We start from the raw sequence: 16,520 nt of genomic DNA, 5'->3' as shown, positions 1-16,520 counted from the left end.
TTGTCCCGCATCGGCCACAGCGCATGCGGCGCCGCACCAGTGTCCGTACGCCGCAACGCCAGCCCCTGGCGACGGAGAGGCCGCCAGGCCGAGGACCGGCAACGTGCTGGCGGCGGCGGGCCCGCCGATCATTTCCCGCTGCTGGCCCCCCGGCGGCGCTCCTGTACAGCCGCAGCCAGCCCTTCCAGCAGCGAAATGGACGCGTCCCAATCTATACAGCCGTCCGTGATGCTCTGGCCATATGTCAGCGGCTTGCCGGGCACCAGGTCCTGCCGTCCTGCCAGCAGATGGCTTTCCACCATCAAGCCCACGATGCGCGCGTCCCCGCCGGCGATCTGCGCTCCAATGTCCTGTGCCACCAACGGCTGGTTCTGGAAATTCTTGTTGCTGTTGGCATGGCTGGTGTCGATCATCAGGCGCTGCGCCAGGCCGGCTTTTGCCAACTCCTGGCTCGCCGCGCCGATACTGGCGGCGTCATAATTGGGCGTTTTACCCCCCCGGAGAATGACATGGCAGTCCTCGTTGCCGGCGGTAGAAACGATGGCGGAATGACCGCCCTTTGTAACTGACAGGAAATGGTGCGGCTGCGAAGCCGCCTTGATCGCGTCGACGGCGATCTTCACATTACCGTCGGTACCATTCTTGAATCCGACCGGACACGAAAGGCCGGAGGCCAATTCCCGATGCACCTGGCTCTCGGTAGTGCGCGCCCCGATGGCGCCCCAGGACACCAGGTCGGCGATATATTGCGGCGTGATCATGTCAAGGAACTCGCAACCCGCGGGAAGACCCAAGGTATTGATTTCCAACAACAGTTCGCGCGCAATACGCACCCCCTTGTTGATATTGAAACTGCCGTCCAGGTCTGGATCGTTGATCAATCCTTTCCAGCCCACCGTGGTGCGTGGCTTTTCGAAATAAACGCGCATCACGATTTCGAGATCTGCCTTCAGGCGCTCGCGCACCGGCTTCAGTCGGGACGCGTACTCCAATGCCGCCTTCGTGTCGTGTATGGAGCAGGGACCGATCACCACCGCGAGTCGGTCGTCCATGCCGTGCAGGATCCGGTGCAGCGCCTGGCGTGCGGAATAGACCGTGTCCGACACCGCCTGGCCACATGGAAATTCACGCATCACATGCGCGGGCGGCGTCAATTCCTTTATTTCTCGGATACGCAGGTCATCGGTATTGTGGGACACGAAAGCTCCTTCCTGGATTGAAGGCCAGGCTGGCGGGCATGAAAAAAGCCGCCAGATCGCTGGCGGCTTTTGGGGTGTTTTGGCAAACCTTAGTATGCGCGCAACCCTTCCTCCGCCAGCGGCATCGGAAAGCCATAAAAATAAAATCGGGCGGCTAGCCCGCGGGTAGTGGCGTAGGTCATGGCAGGTTGCAATTCACGGCGCGACAAATCCTAGCACAAAAAGCGCAGGGGCGTTGACGGGAATGCGGCATGCGCGCGACAGTTCGTTTCTAGGCCGTGCCGCCGACCGTCAACCCTTCCATGCGGATGGTCGGCATGCCGACGCCCACCGGCACGCTCTGCCCTTCCTTCCCGCAGGTCCCGACACCCGAGTCCAGGCGCATGTCGTTGCCGATCAGGCTTACTCGCGTCATGGCGTCCGGACCATTGCCGATGAGCGTGGCGCCCTTGACCGGATACGTGACCTTGCCGTTTTCGATCATATAGGCCTCGGATGCTGAAAACACGAACTTGCCGCTGGTGATGTCGACCTGGCCGCCGCCGAAGTTCACGGCATACAAACCACGCTTGACCGAGGCGATGATTTCCTCTGGCGGCGTGTCGCCGCCCAGCATATAGGTATTGGTCATACGCGGCATCGGCAGATGGGCAAAGGATTCGCGCCGCCCATTGCCCGTGGCGGCAGTTTTCATCAGCCGCGCGTTCATGGTGTCCTGCATATACCCGCGCAGGATGCCGTCCTCGATAAGGACATTGCGCTGCGTGGCGTTGCCTTCGTCATCCACGTTTAGGGACCCGCGCCGATCCGGCAACGTACCGTCGTCGATGACCGTGACGCCCTTGGCGGCGACCCGTTCGCCGATGCGTCCGGAAAACACGCTGGAGCCCTTGCGATTGAAATCCCCTTCCAGGCCATGGCCGACCGCTTCGTGCAGCAATATGCCCGGCCATCCGGAACCCAGCACCACCGTCATCTCGCCGGCCGGCGCCGGCCGGGCATCGAGGTTTACCAATGCCTCGTGCACCGCATGGTCGACATATCCCCGCAGGATTTCGTCCGTGAAATACGCCAGCCCCGACCGGCCACCGCCGCCGGCGTGTCCCATCTCGCGCCGTCCATCGCGTTCCGCGATGACGGTGAGCGACAGCCGTACCAGGGGCCTCACGTCAGCGGCCAGCCGGCCATCGCTGCCCGCAACGAGAATGACGTCATATTCCGCGCCCAAGCCCGCCATGACCTGGATGATGTGCGGATCCCGCGCGCGCGCCATGCGTTCCACGCGTTCGAGCAAAGCGACTTTGTCGGCAGCAGTCAACGTCAACAAGGGGTCGACAGCCGGGTAAAGGGCGTGTGCCGGCAACGGCTCGGCGCGGGAACGCACCTTGACCTTGCCCGCGCCCTGGCGCGCGATACCGCGGACCGCGCGCGCCGACGACAGCAAGGCGTCCACGGAAAGCGAATCAGAGTAAGCGAATGCGGTTTTCTCGCCACTGATGGCCCGCACGCCTACACCCTGGCCGATGGAGAAGCTGCCGGTCTTGACGATGCCCTCTTCGAGGCTCCAGCCCTCGCTGCGCGTGTACTGGAAATAAAGGTCAGCGTAATCGACCTTGTGGGTGAAGATTTCACCGAGGGCGCGGGCCATATCGGCCTCGCTCAGTCCCCAAGGGTCCAGCAGCAGCGATTTGGCGGTGGCCAGGGATTGGATATCGGGGTCGGTGATTTTCATGTCGACAACTCGGTAAGCGGATTCACATGACGCGGTGGCGCAAGGCAGGCAAGGCGGCCCGCACTTCGTTCAGGCGTGAGCCGTCTATGTTACCCCCTACCACCCCTGGCCCCTCCGGCAACACTTCCACAACATCGCCCCAGGGGTCGATGAGCATGGAGTGTCCCCAGGTACGGCGGCCGTTGGGATGAACGCCACCTTGGGCAGGCGCCAGCACATAGCATTGGTTTTCGATGGCGCGCGTGCGGAGCAGCAGTTCCCAATGCGCCCGGCCCGTGGTGTACGTGAACGCCGCAGGGACTAGGATCAGATCGACCTGGCCCAAGGCCCGATAAAGCTCCGGAAATCGCACGTCATAACAGACCGATAAACCGATCCGACCGAATGGAGCGTCGAATACGCGCACTTCGGTGCCCGGCCGGATGGCGATGGATTCGTCATAGGCTTCCGCGCCGCGCTTGAAATTGAATAGGTGAATTTTGTCATAGCGCGCGACCAGCTTGCCGTCCGGCCCGTATACCATCGAGGTGTTGTACACGCGCATGGCGTCAGGGCTGGCCAGCGGCAAGGTTCCGCCCACCAGATATATTCCGTATTGCCTGGCCTGAGCAGAAAGAAATTCCTGGATCGGACCGGCGCCAGCGGTTTCCCTGACGGCCAGCTTATCGTGATCTTTTTGCCCCATGAAACAGAAATACTCGGGCAAGGCTATCAGACCGGCCCCAGATTCGGCCGCTTTTGAGATTAACTGGGACGCAGCATCGAGATTCTCCCGGACAATCGGCGTGCTAACCATCTGGACGGCAGCGACTCGGGCAGCGGCGTGGGTGTCAGTAGAAGGAGCAGTCATCGGAAACAACTAGATTCAAGAATTCCAAGGTTAATTCCCAGCTCGTTTCGTGCTATTGTCGACAAAATAACTATAATCTCCTCGGAAAATCAATTTCATAATAAGGATCGATATACCATGCCCAGAGAGACCTACTCAGCGCAGCAAGCCAGAATCGAAAAAGAGATCGACAAGCTACGCAAAAAGGCGGAAGCCCTGCAGTTGAAGCGCCGCAAGCCCGTAGTTGCCTCGATCATCCGGTCCATGCGCGAATACCAGATAACTCCCGAAGAGATCGTCGCGGCTTACGGCAAGCCGGCCACCCGGCGCGGCCCTGGACGCAAGGCTACCGTAGCTGCTGCACCCAGCAAGCGCCCGGTGGCGCCGAAATACCGGCACCCGGAAACCGGCGAAACCTGGAGCGGCCGCGGCAAGCGCCCCCGCTGGTTGACCGCTGCGGAAGCCGCCGGTGCCACCTTGGACAGTTTCCTTATTCAGTAGCTGCCTGCCCGGGCGTTGCACTATCGCTTGATCGTTTTCCCGCCCCCCCGCGGCACGGATGTGCCGCGGGGTTTTTCCATTCCGCCAAGGCCGGCATGCCAGGGCACGCTGGCTCGCAACCGGCGCTCGCCGGAGCGGCCCCTGCTGCTGTTCATCGGCCCACCGTATAGCTGACCCGCCGTTCCGAACCATTGTTGCCAGGGAAATTGTCGAAGATCGCCCGCACCAGGTATGGCATGACTTTCAGGAGCTGGTCTCCCTCCGACACACTATACGCGGTGGCCCGGTAGACTTCCTTGCCGCCCTGGCTGGCATCACGGATTTCCACGGTCAAGGCATTGCGGTACGCGACCGTCGGCACGTCGACCCAGTCCGGGCCCCAGTAACCGCCCCAAGGGCCCCAATAACGGCCGCCATAGAAACCGGGCCCGTAACCACCATAGAAATACGGATCATAGGGGCGTCGCACCATGGTTTGTGTCTGCGTTACGCCGTATTTGAACGAGACGTCGAAACGGGCCGGCTGGCCGGCCTGCGCTTCCACCAGCCCCGTCGGACTGATACCGCTACGTACCATGTCCTCGAAACTCTGGTATTCCAGGTTGTTCTGCTGGCTTGGATCCGCATACGTGAAGCGATAGCGCTGACCGGTGCTGTCCGGCGGCCACTGCTGGAATGACGTGACGCGGGCCGATACCGATTGGGTCGTGGCGCATCCGGCGAGCACGCCGACGATCAGCAAGGCCAGCAATGCCTGCGCAAGGCGTGCGGGGAACAACGTGGCGCGATACATAGCAACTCCTGCAAAACGACGAGGCGTCACCGCCCATGAAAGCATCATAATGGGTGCCTTCCGGATTGGACAGGCAACCGAACGCAAAGTTTTGCGGAGGGCCTCGAGGGCCCCCATACAATAAGAGCTATCTATCCTTGGACAGCAACGCCATGCGCACAGAAACCTCCGTCACCGTCTACCGCAAGGACTATCTACCCTATCCCTTCGACATCCCGGAAGTCTCCCTGGTATTCGACCTGGACCCGGAAGCAACGACGGTGCGGTCGCGCCTGGCGGTACGGCGCCGGACGCCCGGCGACGGCGCGCCGCTGGAGCTCGACGGCAGCGATCTCGAACTGATCTCCGTCTCCGTGGACGGACGCGAGCTGGACAAAGAGGCCTATCGGCTGAATGAATCGACGCTCGCACTGTCGACGCTGGGCGACGCCGCTACGGTGGAAATCGTGAGCCGGTGCCGGCCCGCCGCGAATTCGACCCTGATGGGGCTCTACGTATCAGGCGGCAATTTCTTTACGCAGTGCGAAGCCGAGGGTTTCCGGCGCATTACGTGGTTCGCGGATCGGCCGGACGTCATGTCGCGCTATCGCGTCACGCTGCGAGCGACCTCCGAGTATCCGGTATTGCTCAGCAACGGCAACCTTATCGAGAGCCGGACACTGCCCGACGGACGTGCAGAGGTTGTATGGGAAGACCCTTTTCCCAAGCCATGCTATCTGTTCGCCCTTGTCGCCGGCCGCCTGACGCATCGCGAAACCCGCGTGACGACCGCATCGGGGCGCGAGGTGCTGCTGCAGGTATATAGCGATCCGGGCTCGGAATCCAAGACCGGATGGGCGCTGGAATCCCTGGTTCGCGCTTTGCGCTGGGATGAAAGCCGATTCGGGCTGGAACTGGATCTGGACCGCTTCATGGTCGTGGCGGTGCGCGACTTCAACATGGGGGCCATGGAAAACAAGGGCTTGAATATATTCAATGCCGCCTATGTGCTGGCCAATGCGGACACCGCCACGGACGCCAACTACGAGGCCATCGAATCGGTAATCGGCCACGAATACTTCCATAACTGGACCGGCAATCGCGTGACGTGCCGCGATTGGTTCCAACTGAGCCTCAAGGAAGGCCTGACGGTATTCCGCGACCAGGAATTCAGCGCGGATATGATGGCCAGCGGATTGGACACGGCCGCGGCCGCCAGCGCGCGTGCCGTCAAGCGCATCGACGATGTGGTGACGCTGCGCGCGGCCCAATTTCCCGAAGATGGCGGCCCCATGGCGCACCCCATCCGGCCGGAAAGCTATCAGGAAATCGGCAACTTCTATACAGCGACGGTGTACGAGAAAGGCGCCGAGGTCATTCGCATGCAGCATACGCTGCTGGGCGACGCAGGATTCCGGGCCGGTATGGACGAGTATTTCCGTCGCCATGACGGGCAAGCCGTCACCTGCGACGATTTCGTCGCCGCCATGGAATCGGTATATACCCGGCAACATCCCGGCCGCGACCTCGGTATTTTCCGCCGCTGGTATAGCCAGGCCGGAACGCCGCGCGTCGCCGTGGAATTGCATTACGACGCCCCGGCACGACGCTGCACCATCAGGCTGGCGCAACGCTGTGCCCCGGTCGGCGTGGAGAAAAATTCCCCCAACGCCGCCGCCAAAAAACCCTTCCACATCCCCTTCGCGGTCGGACTGATGGACCGCGATGGGCGTGCGCTCATGCTGAACCAGGATGGCCGCCAGACGGAAACCGCGGTGCTCGAATTGACGACGGAACAGCAGGAGTGGGTATTCGAGGATATACCGAGCGCTCCGGTTCCTTCCCTGCTACGCGGCTTCTCCGCTCCCGTAATCGTGGAATATCCGTGGAGCGACGAAGAACTGGCCTTGCTCTCGGCGCATGACACCGATCCCTTCGCACGCTGGGAGGCGGGCCAGGAGCTGGCGACCCGCGAGATACTGGCGCTGGTATCCCTGCACCAGACTGGCGCCGCGCTGCGCGTCCGGCCGGGCTTCATCGCAGCCTGGCGGGCGCTGCTTGAAGACGCAGCGCTCGACGAGGCATATCGTGCCCGGGCGCTGGCACTACCTTCGGAGAAAACGCTGGCGGAGCGCATGTCCGCCATCGACCCACCCGCGCTGGCCGTCGCCCGGGATTTTCTGCGCGCCGAACTGGGCCGCGATCTGGCGCCGGCATGGCGCCAGGTGTTCGAAGAATGCCAGACCCCTGGACCCTATCGCCCAGCGCCCGAACCGGCAGGCAAACGGGCATTGAAGAACATGGCGCTTACCCACTTGCTGGCCGGCGGGGACGCGCAAGCCTCGGAATGGGCGCTGGCGCAATATAAACAGGCGACCAATATGACCGACCGCCTTGGCGCGATGGCCGCCTTGGTGAATCATGGCGATCCCGATATTGCGACCGGCGTCCTGGGTGAATTCTACGAACAATGGCAGCAAGATCCCCTGGTCATCGACAAGTGGTTCTCGCTCCAGGCGACAGCGCGTTCGACCACGGTTCAGACCGTCCGCGGACTGATGGCACATCCGGCCTTCACCCTGCGCAATCCCAACCGTGCCCGCGCTCTCGTGTTCCAGTTCTGCCTGAATAACGCGCGCGGCCTGCACGTTCCGGATGGTTCCGGTTACGACTACTGGGTCGAACAGGTGCTGGCACTGGATGCACTGAATCCGGAAGTCGCCGCGCGCCTCGCACGCGCCATGGACAATTGGTCGCGCTTCGTGCCGGTGCTTCGTGCCCCCATGCGCGCCGCCCTGGAGCGGGTGCGCAACCATCCAGGCTTGTCGCGCAACGTAAGCGAGATCGTATCCAAGGCGCTGGAACTGGCGGCCTGAGAATTATCTGTTCGAGGAGAACCCTTTGAAACGCAAGACCCTTACCCAATATCTGGTCGAACAACAACGCCAGGCCCAGGCTGTCGGCCCCGAGGTACGGCTTCTGATCGAAGTCGTGGCCCGTGCCTGCAAGGCCATCAGCCACGCGGTCAGCAAGGGCGCGCTGGGCGGCGTGCTGGGGAGCCTGGATACCGAGAACGTTCAAGGCGAAGTCCAGAAAAAGCTCGACGTCATGTCCAATGAAGTCCTGCTGGAAGCGAACGAATGGGGCGGGCATCTGGCCGCCATGGCATCAGAGGAAATGGAAACCATCCACCTGATTCCGAACCGCTATCCCAAAGGCGAATATCTGCTGCTGTTCGATCCCCTGGACGGCTCCTCCAATATCGATGTGAACGTCTCCATCGGTACGATCTTTTCGGTGCTGCATGCACCCCACGAAGTCCACGGCCAACCGGTCACCGAGAAGGACTTCCTGCAAGAAGGGAAACGGCAAGTGGCCGCCGGCTACGCGGTCTACGGCCCGCAAAGCATGCTGGTGCTGACGGTCGGTAATGGCGTGGTGGGTTTCACGCTGGACCGCGAGATGGGCTCCTGGGTGCTGACGCACGAGAACATGCAGATTCCCGCGGACACCAAGGAGTTCGCCATCAATATGTCGAACATGCGTCATTGGGCCCCTCCCGTGAAGCGCTATATCGACGACTGCCTGGCCGGCAAAACGGGGCCGCGCGGCAAGGACTTCAATATGCGCTGGGTGGCGTCCATGGTGGCCGATGTCCATCGCATCCTGACACGCGGCGGCATTTTCATGTATCCCTGGGACGCGCGCGAGCCGGGCAAGCCCGGCAAGCTGCGGTTGATGTACGAAGCCAATCCGATGAGCTTCATCGTCGAACAGGCCGGAGGCGCGGCCATCGATGGCAAACGGCGCATCCTGGATATCCAGCCGCAACAATTGCACGAGCGGGTCAGCGTGATTCTGGGATCCCGCAACGAAGTCGACACCGTGGCTCGCTACCACCGCGAAGACGACGCCGCCCAGTGACATCCGAGGAACGAAAAAACCGGCGCCGTGCGCCGGTTTTTTCCTGTTTGGACCCATGCGGCTGCGTGGATCCGAGCTCCCTTTATTTGACTTCCTGGATGGAATGCACGTCGTCCTTGTTGATCTGGACCTGCTTGCCGTTGTCGTCGTACTGGTACATGCCCGACTTCTTGTCGTAGTCGGGCTTGTCCGGCGTCACGATTTGCGAGCCGTCCTTGGTCTGGACGACGGAGGGCGAGGAGCACCCGGCCAGCACCGCGAAGACCGCCACGGACACAGTCATCAGCTTCAAGGTCATGTCGTATCTCCTTTCGTGAGTGACACGACCAATGTATCCAAGCGTCCACGTCTCAGTGGTGACCGGATGTGCGGAAAATGCGAGCGTCTGTTAATCCCGCAACGAACAAAGGACCGGGAATCTCCCGGCCCTCCCTGCTTCATTCCATGGTCAGTATGGTCGCGCCTGTGGTCTTGCGCGAGGCCAACGCCGCCTGCGCATCGCCAGCCTGCGCAAGCGGATAGCGCTGGTCGATGCGGATCTTGATCTTCTTCTTCGAGACCAGGTCGAACAGTTCATCGGATGCGGCCTTGAGCTTGGCCGGGGTGTTCACGTGTACTGCCAGCGACGGCCGCGTCAGATACAGGCAGCCCTTCTGGTTCAGGATTCCAACATTGACGCCGGTCACGGGTCCGGAAGCATTGCCGAAGCTGACCATGAGGCCGCGCGGCTCGATGCAATCGAGCGAGATTTCCCAGGTGTCCTTGCCGACGCCGTCATACACGACGGGTACCTTCTTGCCACCGGTGAGTTCGAGCACGCGCTCCACGACGTTCTCGCGTGAGTAATCGATGGTCTCCCATGCGCCATGGGCGCGTGCCAGTTCGGCCTTTTCCGGGCTGGATACCGTGCCGATCAGTTTCACACCAAGGGCCTTGGCCCACTGGCATGCGATCAGCCCCACGCCGCCCGCGGCGGCATGGAACAGGATGGTTTCATGGCCTTGCAGCCGATACGTCTGCCGGAACAAGTACTGGACAGTCAGGCCCTTGAGCATCATTGCCGCGGCTTCGTCGAAGCCTATGCCCTTGGGTAACTGCACCACGTTGGCGGCGGGCACATTGCGCATTTCGGCGTAGGCGCCGAGGGGACTCTGCCCGTAGGCCACGCGGTCACCCTTCTTGATGTGGGCAACTTCGCTGCCCACTGCCTCGACGATGCCTGCCCCTTCGAAACCCAGGCCGTGGGGCAGTGGATGCGGATAGAGGCCGGTCCGGTAATAGATGTCGATGAAGTTCAGCCCCGCGGCGTGCTGGCGCACCGTCACTTCATTGGGGCCCGGCGCGGGCACCTCGACATCGATCAACTTCAGGACTTCGGGGCCGCCATGGGCTTCGAGTTGAATTGCCTTGACAGTATTGCTGGCCATGCAACGCTCCTTTCTTCTCGTGTGTCGGAACAAAACGGGGGTAATGGTTTTCCGGGGCCCGGGATATCAGTGGCCTCACGACCGCCTAGGGGTGGACACCCTGCGCCCTGTCAGGACGAAAACACCGGCCAGAACCAGGCCGGTGCCAGCCAGTTGCCATGATGTGATGGGTTCACCCAGAAACCAGAAAGCAAGAAACAGGACGGACACGGGCCCAAGCATGCCCAGCTGCGATGCCAACGGCGGACCGATGCGAGAGACGGCCCCCATGATCATGAAAACCGGCAGGACGGTGTTGACGGTGGCATGTATGAGCGACAAGCCGTAGAACCCCATGGGCTGAATCAAGGTGGATGCCGGATGGACCACAAAGAACTGGATCAGGGATGCGACGCTGGACACCGACATCGCGTAGGCCGTCAACCTGATGGATCCCACGCGCTTGACAAGTTCACCGGACCCGATGAGGTACAACGCGTAGGTGAATGCCGAGGCAAACACGAACGCCGAGCCCAGCAGCACGGCATCCCGGCCAGTCTGCGCCACATCATGGGCGAATACCAGCACAACGCCGGCATAGGACAGGAACAGGGCCACCCATTGGCGCATGGCAATGACCCGCTTCAGCCAGAACGCGGTAATCAGCAGTACCAGCGTAGGCGCCAGGAAGAGGATCAGCCGCTCCAGGCCTACGCTGATATAGCGCAATCCCAGGAAATCGAGAAAGCTTGAGAGGTAATAGCCGATCAGGCCGAGGATCACCACCCTGATATGTTCGGCGCGGGTCAGGACGGGTATTTCACCCCGCCCGGCCCGACGCGCCTGCTGCCAGCCGATGACGGCAAAAAAAGGCAGTGAGAACAGCATCCGGAATGCAATCAAGGTGACTGCGTCCACGCCATATTCGTAGGTGAACTTCACCACGATGGCCTTGCCGGAGAACAGGATGGCACCCAGCGCCGCCAGGAAGAAACCGATGGCGCGGCTCGATACGCGCGCGGCGGCGGGAGTTGCAACGGTGGAATTCATGGCAGCGATTTTATGTGGCGGCCTGCCGGATTTGCACTCTTTCTTTGCCTCGCTGTGCCGACGATGTCACGCCCCGTCCCGCGCCCCCGTGCGGCGGTCGGCTGCCGTAGCCGCGCCGCCGGAACAGTGGCGGGTGCCTGCGCGCAGCGGCCAAGAAGCTGTCGGAAAGCTGAATATCGTTGTTATTGACAATAACTGTCTAGGCAATGATAATCTTCGCCATGAGCACTGAACCTATTGCCTCCTCAGAGGCCTCCGCGCAGTACCGCTGCGACCGCAACCGCATGTACGAGGAGAACCCCGGGTACGTCATCAAGCTGGTCTACAACTCGCTGAACCGCGCGTTGGACCAGGAGATGGCGCCCTTGGGCCTCACCGCCACGCAATGGCGTCCAGTGGCCATGGTCGCCCTTGGACGGGCAGACACGGCGGTCGAGCTGGCGCGGCTGAACGGCGTCGATACCGGCGCCATGACCCGCACGCTGGATCGCCTGGAGGCGAAGAAATTGCTCCGCCGACAGCGAAGCGACCAGGACCGCCGCGTGGTGAAGATCGAGATCACGGAGGAAGGCCAGGCCATCGCGCGGGCGATTCCGGCCAATATCGCCCGCACGCTCAACCATTACCTGCGTGGCTTCTCCGAGGCGGAAGTCGAGCTGCTTATGCATTTCCTGCGGCGCATGCTGGCCAATGGCTCTGCCCCCGTACCGCCGCCCAAGGCCTAGCGGCCGCAGGCCGTTTTATTGGCCCCATTAATTGCCTAGTCAAATAAAGCCATGTCAACTAGTCTACTTCGTTCACCCCCGACCGACCGACCCGACGACACGGCGCTCCTCTAACAAAACATACCGTATATGAAACGCCTAATGAGTTTGCTGATGGCGATCGCGCTGAGCGGATGCGCCTTCATGGAAAAGGGGTCGACGCCGGTCGGCGAAATTTCGGCGCAGCAGCTGGGACTCGCCGACCAGGCCCCCTCCTGGCCGACCACCCAATGGTGGGAGCGTTATGGCGATCCGCAACTCGATGCCCTGGTACAGGAAGCATTGGCGAACAGCCCGACCATGACCTCCGCGCAGGCGCGCCTGGCACAGGCGAATGCCGCGGTGCGCGGTGCGCGCGCGCCCCTGCTGCCCAGCGTCGACGGGGACTATTCCCTGACACGCGAACGCATGTCGGAGAACTATATCTATCCCCCTCCCCTCGGCGGTTCCACGCAAAGCGACACACGGCTGGGACTGGACTTCAGCTATGAGCTGGATTTCTGGGGGAAAAACCGGGCCGCCCTGCAATCGGCCCTGTCGCGCCAGCAGGCGGCGGAGGCCGACAAGCAGGCAGCCCGCACGGTGCTGACCAGCGCGATCGTGCAAAGCTATCTGAGCCTGCAGAACGCCTTCGCACAGCGCGAGGTCCTCAAGCGCATTATTGCGCAGCGCGACGAAACACTGGCGATCACGCGGCAGCGCTTTACCGCTGGATTGGATACGCAAGTGGAGGTCAAACAGGCGGAGTCGCAACTGTCCTCCACCAAAGTGGACCTGACACAGATCGAGACCACCCTGGCGCAGTTGCGCAACCAGGTCGCCGCCCTCGCCGGCGCGGGTCCGCAGCGCGGGCAGAGCCTGCAGCCCGCGACACTGGTCGCGCCAACCGGCGGCGTACCCGCGACCGTGCCGCTGGATCTCCTGGGCCACCGGGCCGACGTCACCGCCGCACGCTGGCGCGCCGAGGCCGCACGCCGGACCATAGACGTGGCCAAGGCCCAGTTCTACCCCAATGTGAATCTCACGGCCTTTATCGGCTTCCAGGCCCTGGGCACCGGCAACCTGCTTGAAGCCGCCAGCCGTACCGCCTCTATTGGCCCGGCGGTGTCGCTGCCCATTTTCCATGGCGGCGAACTCAACGCGAACCTGGCGGGCCGCCGCGCGGATACCGACCTGGCTGTCTCGGATTACAACCAGACGGTCCTGGATGCGGTCAGGCAGGTCGCCGATGCGCTCGACGCCATCCGGCTGATCGACCGGGAAACCGCGGAACAGCGGCAGGCGCGCGAATCCATCGATGCGGCATACGAGCTTGCCGTCAACCGGTATCGGGCCGGCCTGGGCAATTACCTGACCGTACTCATCGCGCAGAACAGCGTGCTGACGCAAGCGCGCCTGGAGACGGATCTGCGGTTCCGTGCCTACAAGCTCGATGCCGACCTGGCCAATGCGCTGGGCGGCGGGTATGCGCCCCAGCCCGGCGACGCGGTGGCCGCTGGGACCACCCGCGACTCGAACACCTCCAATTGAAGAATCGGACTCACGTCATGAACGCCCCTCAAACCTCCAATCCGAAACGCAAGCGCCTGATGTTGATCGCAACCGGCGTATTCGTGCTCATCGCCATCGCCTACGGCCTTTGGTGGTGGCTGGTCGGTTCGCATTACGAAAGTACCGACGATGCCTATGTGCACGGCAACCTCGTGCAAATCACGCCACAGGTTCCCGGTACCGTCGTCGCCATCGAAGCCGACGACACCGAAACCATCACAGCTGGCGCACCGCTCGTGCGGCTGGATCCGGCCGACGCCGACATCGCCTTGAACCAGGCCGAGGCCAAGCTTGCGCAAACCGTACGCCAGGTGCGGACGCTATTCGTCCAGAACGATGCCCTGGCCGCCGACATCGCCGTACGCCAGGCCGATGTGGAGCGGGCCCAGGCGGATCTGGCGCGCGCGCGCAGCGACCTTTCCCGGCGACAGACACTGGCCAAGTCCGGGGGCGTCAGCGGCGAAGAAATCCTGCATGCGCAGACCACTCTCAAGACCGCGGAATCGGGTCTGGCACAGGCCCGCGCCGCGCTGGAAGCCTCCAAGGCGAAGCTGGAAACGAACCAGGCACTGACCCATGGCACCTCGGTGGAGAACCATCCCGACGTACGCGAGGCCGAGGCGGAGTTGCGCAATGCGTGGCTGGCGCGTTGGCGCACCGTGCTCCCGGCGCCGGTAACCGGCATGGTGGCGCGCCGCAGCGTGCAGGTCGGCCAACGCGTCGCGCCGGGCAACACCCTGATGAACGTCGTGCCGCTGGACCAGGTGTGGGTGGAAGCGAACTTCAAGGAAGGGCAACTGCGTGACATGCGCGTGGGCCAATCGGCCACCCTGACGGCCGACCTGTACGGCAGCGCGGTGACCTACCACGGCAAGGTGGTGGGCCTGGATGCAGGCACGGGCAGCGCCTTCGCCCTGCTTCCGGCGCAGAACGCGACCGGCAACTGGATCAAGGTGGTCCAGCGTGTTCCCGTACGCATCGCCCTGGATCCGGAGCAACTGAAGGCGCATCCCCTGCGCATCGGCTTGTCCATGGACGTCGAGGTCGACGTCGCCAGGCAGGACGGCCCCACGCTGGCACAGGCCCCACGCAAGGAACCGGCATTGGCCACGCTTGCGTTCGAACCCGCCCACCACGAAGCCGATGCCATCATCCAGAAAATCATCCAAGCCAACCTCGTGCAATGAGCGCCATGGAGAACACCACACCGGCGCCCAAGCCGGGCCGGGCCCAGCCGGCGGCCAGCTACCCGCCGCTTGAAGGCGGTCTGCGCGTCGTCGGCTCGATCGCCCTGTCGACGGCGGTATTCATGAACGTGCTCGACACGTCCATCGCCAACGTCTCCATACCGACCATCTCGGGAGATCTGGGCGTAAGCACCAGCCAGGGGACCTGGGTCATCACATCCTTCGCCGTGGCCAACGCCATCACCGTGCCGCTGACAGGCTGGTTGACGCAGCGCTTCGGGCAGGTACGGCTGTTCGTGACGTCGACTCTGCTATTCGTGCTGGCTTCCTGGCTATGCGGATTCGCCCCCACGCTGGAAGCCTTGATCGCGTTCCGCGTGCTTCAAGGCGCGGTCGCCGGCCCGATGATTCCCCTGTCGCAGACGCTGATGCTGTCCAGCTTCCCCAAGAGCAAGGCAGGCATGGCCCTGGCCTTCTGGTCCATGACCACGCTGGTGGCGCCCGTGGCGGGTCCATTATTGGGTGGCTGGATCTCCGACAACTACAGCTGGCCCTGGATTTTCTATATCAACGTGCCGGTCGGCCTGCTCGCAGCCTGGTTCACCTGGCGCATCTACCGGGACCGGGAATCCATTACGCACACCCTGCCGATCGACAAGACCGGCCTGGTCCTGCTGGTGGTCTGGGTAGGCGCATTGCAGATCATGCTGGACAAGGGCAAGGAGCTGGATTGGTTCGAGAGCGGCACCATCATCGCGCTCGCGACGGTCACCGTGGTGGCGTTCGTTTTCTTCATCATATGGGAACTGACGGCGGCCCATCCGGTGGTGGACCTTCGGCTGTTCAAGCTGCGCAACTTCACCATCGGCGCGGCCACGCTGGCGGTCGCATACGGCGTCTTCTTCGGCAATGTGGTGCTGCTGCCCCTATGGCTGCAGAGCAATATGAACTACACCGCTACCGCCGCCGGCATCGTTACTGCACCGGTCGGGATCCTGGCCATCGTGCTTACCCCTCTGGTGGGCCGCATGTTGGCCACGCGCGATCCCCGGCAACTGGTGACGTTCGCATTCTGCGTGTTCGCGCTCGTGTGCTACATGCGATCGGGCTTTACGCCGCAGACCGACATGGGCGCGCTGCTCGTGCCGACGGTGATCCAGGGCGCCGCCATGGCCGCCTTCTTCGTGCCGCTGACCTCCATCACCCTGTCGGGCCTGGAGCCGGGCCGCATCCCCGCGGCCGCGGGATTGTCCAACTTCTGCCGGCTCACCGCCGGGGCCTTTGGCACGTCGATCGCGACCACGCTGTGGGACAACCGGGCGACGCTGCATCATGCGCATTTGACTGAAGCCGCCACGCCTGGCTCGCAGGCCTACGACCAGGTCATGCGCGCGCTGGACAACGCGGGCATGTCGCATCAGCAGGCGCTCAATGCCTTGAACGGCATGCTGGATACCCAGGCCTTCACCATGTCGGCCCTGGACGTGTTCTACGGGTCGGCGATCGTGTTCCTGCTGCTTACTGGCCTGGTGTGGTTCGCCAAACCCATCCGCGCGAAGGATGGCGGTGCGGCGGAAGCGGCGGCGGGTGCGCACTGAAGCGGTA

The 16,520-nt window shown here is 62.8% G+C and carries 14 protein-coding genes; 7 read left to right on the top strand and 7 right to left on the bottom strand.

All coding sequences use genetic code 11. The annotated features are described in order from the left end of the window. Positions 1–128 precede the first annotated feature (128 nt). The 3 genes from aroG to BAU07_RS09460 form a co-directional block, all read right to left on the bottom strand. Positions 129–1,199 (bottom strand): 3-deoxy-7-phosphoheptulonate synthase AroG, encoded by a 1,071-nt coding sequence (gene aroG, locus BAU07_RS09470; RefSeq protein WP_066656549.1) that lies wholly within the window; start codon positions 1,197–1,199, stop codon positions 129–131. A gap of 271 nt (positions 1,200–1,470) precedes the next feature. Further along, the gene (gene tldD / locus BAU07_RS09465; protein ID WP_066656546.1) at positions 1,471–2,931 is read right to left on the bottom strand and encodes a metalloprotease TldD; all 1,461 of its coding nucleotides are present in this window, start codon (positions 2,929–2,931) and stop codon (positions 1,471–1,473) included. A 22-nt stretch (positions 2,932–2,953) separates the two neighbouring features. Further along, positions 2,954–3,781: a carbon-nitrogen hydrolase family protein gene (locus BAU07_RS09460; protein WP_066656543.1), complete on the bottom strand. Its 828-nt coding sequence runs from the start codon at positions 3,779–3,781 to the stop codon at positions 2,954–2,956. A gap of 117 nt (positions 3,782–3,898) precedes the next feature. On the opposite strand from BAU07_RS09460, the gene BAU07_RS09455 reads away from it, so the two are divergent. Next, positions 3,899–4,261, top strand: a complete 363-nt coding sequence (locus BAU07_RS09455; protein WP_066656540.1) for an H-NS histone family protein — start codon at positions 3,899–3,901, stop codon at positions 4,259–4,261. Positions 4,262–4,412: 151 nt separating this feature from the next. Here the strand turns inward: BAU07_RS09455 and BAU07_RS09450 are convergent, their stop codons facing one another. Continuing rightward, positions 4,413–5,054, bottom strand: coding sequence for a DUF4136 domain-containing protein (locus BAU07_RS09450; RefSeq protein WP_066656537.1), 642 nt, complete (start codon positions 5,052–5,054; stop codon positions 4,413–4,415). Positions 5,055–5,206: 152 nt separating this feature from the next. On the opposite strand from BAU07_RS09450, the gene pepN reads away from it, so the two are divergent. Beyond that, positions 5,207–7,909 carry an aminopeptidase N gene (gene pepN, locus BAU07_RS09445; protein WP_066656536.1) on the top strand — a complete coding sequence of 901 codons (2,703 nt, stop codon included), beginning with the start codon at positions 5,207–5,209 and terminating at the stop codon, positions 7,907–7,909. Positions 7,910–7,934: 25 nt separating this feature from the next. After that, the gene (locus tag BAU07_RS09440) at positions 7,935–8,957 is read left to right on the top strand and encodes a class 1 fructose-bisphosphatase (protein ID WP_066656534.1); all 1,023 of its coding nucleotides are present in this window, start codon (positions 7,935–7,937) and stop codon (positions 8,955–8,957) included. An 82-nt stretch (positions 8,958–9,039) separates the two neighbouring features. On the opposite strand, the gene BAU07_RS09435 is transcribed toward BAU07_RS09440, so the two are convergent. The 3 genes from BAU07_RS09435 to BAU07_RS09425 form a co-directional block, all read right to left on the bottom strand. Continuing rightward, positions 9,040–9,255, bottom strand: coding sequence for a YgdI/YgdR family lipoprotein (locus BAU07_RS09435; protein WP_066656532.1), 216 nt, complete (start codon positions 9,253–9,255; stop codon positions 9,040–9,042). A gap of 139 nt (positions 9,256–9,394) precedes the next feature. Beyond that, positions 9,395–10,384 carry a quinone oxidoreductase family protein gene (locus tag BAU07_RS09430; protein ID WP_066656530.1) on the bottom strand — a complete coding sequence of 330 codons (990 nt, stop codon included), beginning with the start codon at positions 10,382–10,384 and terminating at the stop codon, positions 9,395–9,397. A 75-nt stretch (positions 10,385–10,459) separates the two neighbouring features. Next, positions 10,460–11,413 (bottom strand): DMT family transporter, encoded by a 954-nt coding sequence (locus BAU07_RS09425; RefSeq protein WP_066656528.1) that lies wholly within the window; start codon positions 11,411–11,413, stop codon positions 10,460–10,462. Between the two features lie 221 nt (positions 11,414–11,634). On the opposite strand from BAU07_RS09425, the gene BAU07_RS09420 reads away from it, so the two are divergent. The 4 genes from BAU07_RS09420 (at position 11,635) to BAU07_RS09405 (ending at position 16,513) form a co-directional block, all read left to right on the top strand. Continuing rightward, on the top strand, positions 11,635–12,138 hold the full coding sequence (locus BAU07_RS09420; protein WP_066665195.1) for a MarR family winged helix-turn-helix transcriptional regulator: 504 nt from the start codon (positions 11,635–11,637) through the stop codon (positions 12,136–12,138). Positions 12,139–12,267: 129 nt separating this feature from the next. Continuing rightward, on the top strand, positions 12,268–13,707 hold the full coding sequence (locus tag BAU07_RS09415; protein ID WP_066656525.1) for an efflux transporter outer membrane subunit: 1,440 nt from the start codon (positions 12,268–12,270) through the stop codon (positions 13,705–13,707). Between the two features lie 17 nt (positions 13,708–13,724). Further along, complete coding sequence (locus BAU07_RS09410) at positions 13,725–14,915, top strand: HlyD/EmrA/EmrK family protein (RefSeq protein WP_066656522.1); 1,191 nt, start codon at positions 13,725–13,727, stop codon at positions 14,913–14,915. A gap of 5 nt (positions 14,916–14,920) precedes the next feature. Then, positions 14,921–16,513 (top strand): DHA2 family efflux MFS transporter permease subunit, encoded by a 1,593-nt coding sequence (locus BAU07_RS09405; protein WP_066665193.1) that lies wholly within the window; start codon positions 14,921–14,923, stop codon positions 16,511–16,513. Positions 16,514–16,520 lie beyond the last annotated feature (7 nt).

The organism is Bordetella flabilis, from assembly GCF_001676725.1.
GTDB lineage: Bacteria > Pseudomonadota > Gammaproteobacteria > Burkholderiales > Burkholderiaceae_B > Bordetella_C > Bordetella_C flabilis.
Note: the sequence above shows the minus strand (reverse complement) of the source record. Positions and strands in the feature narration are given on the sequence as shown.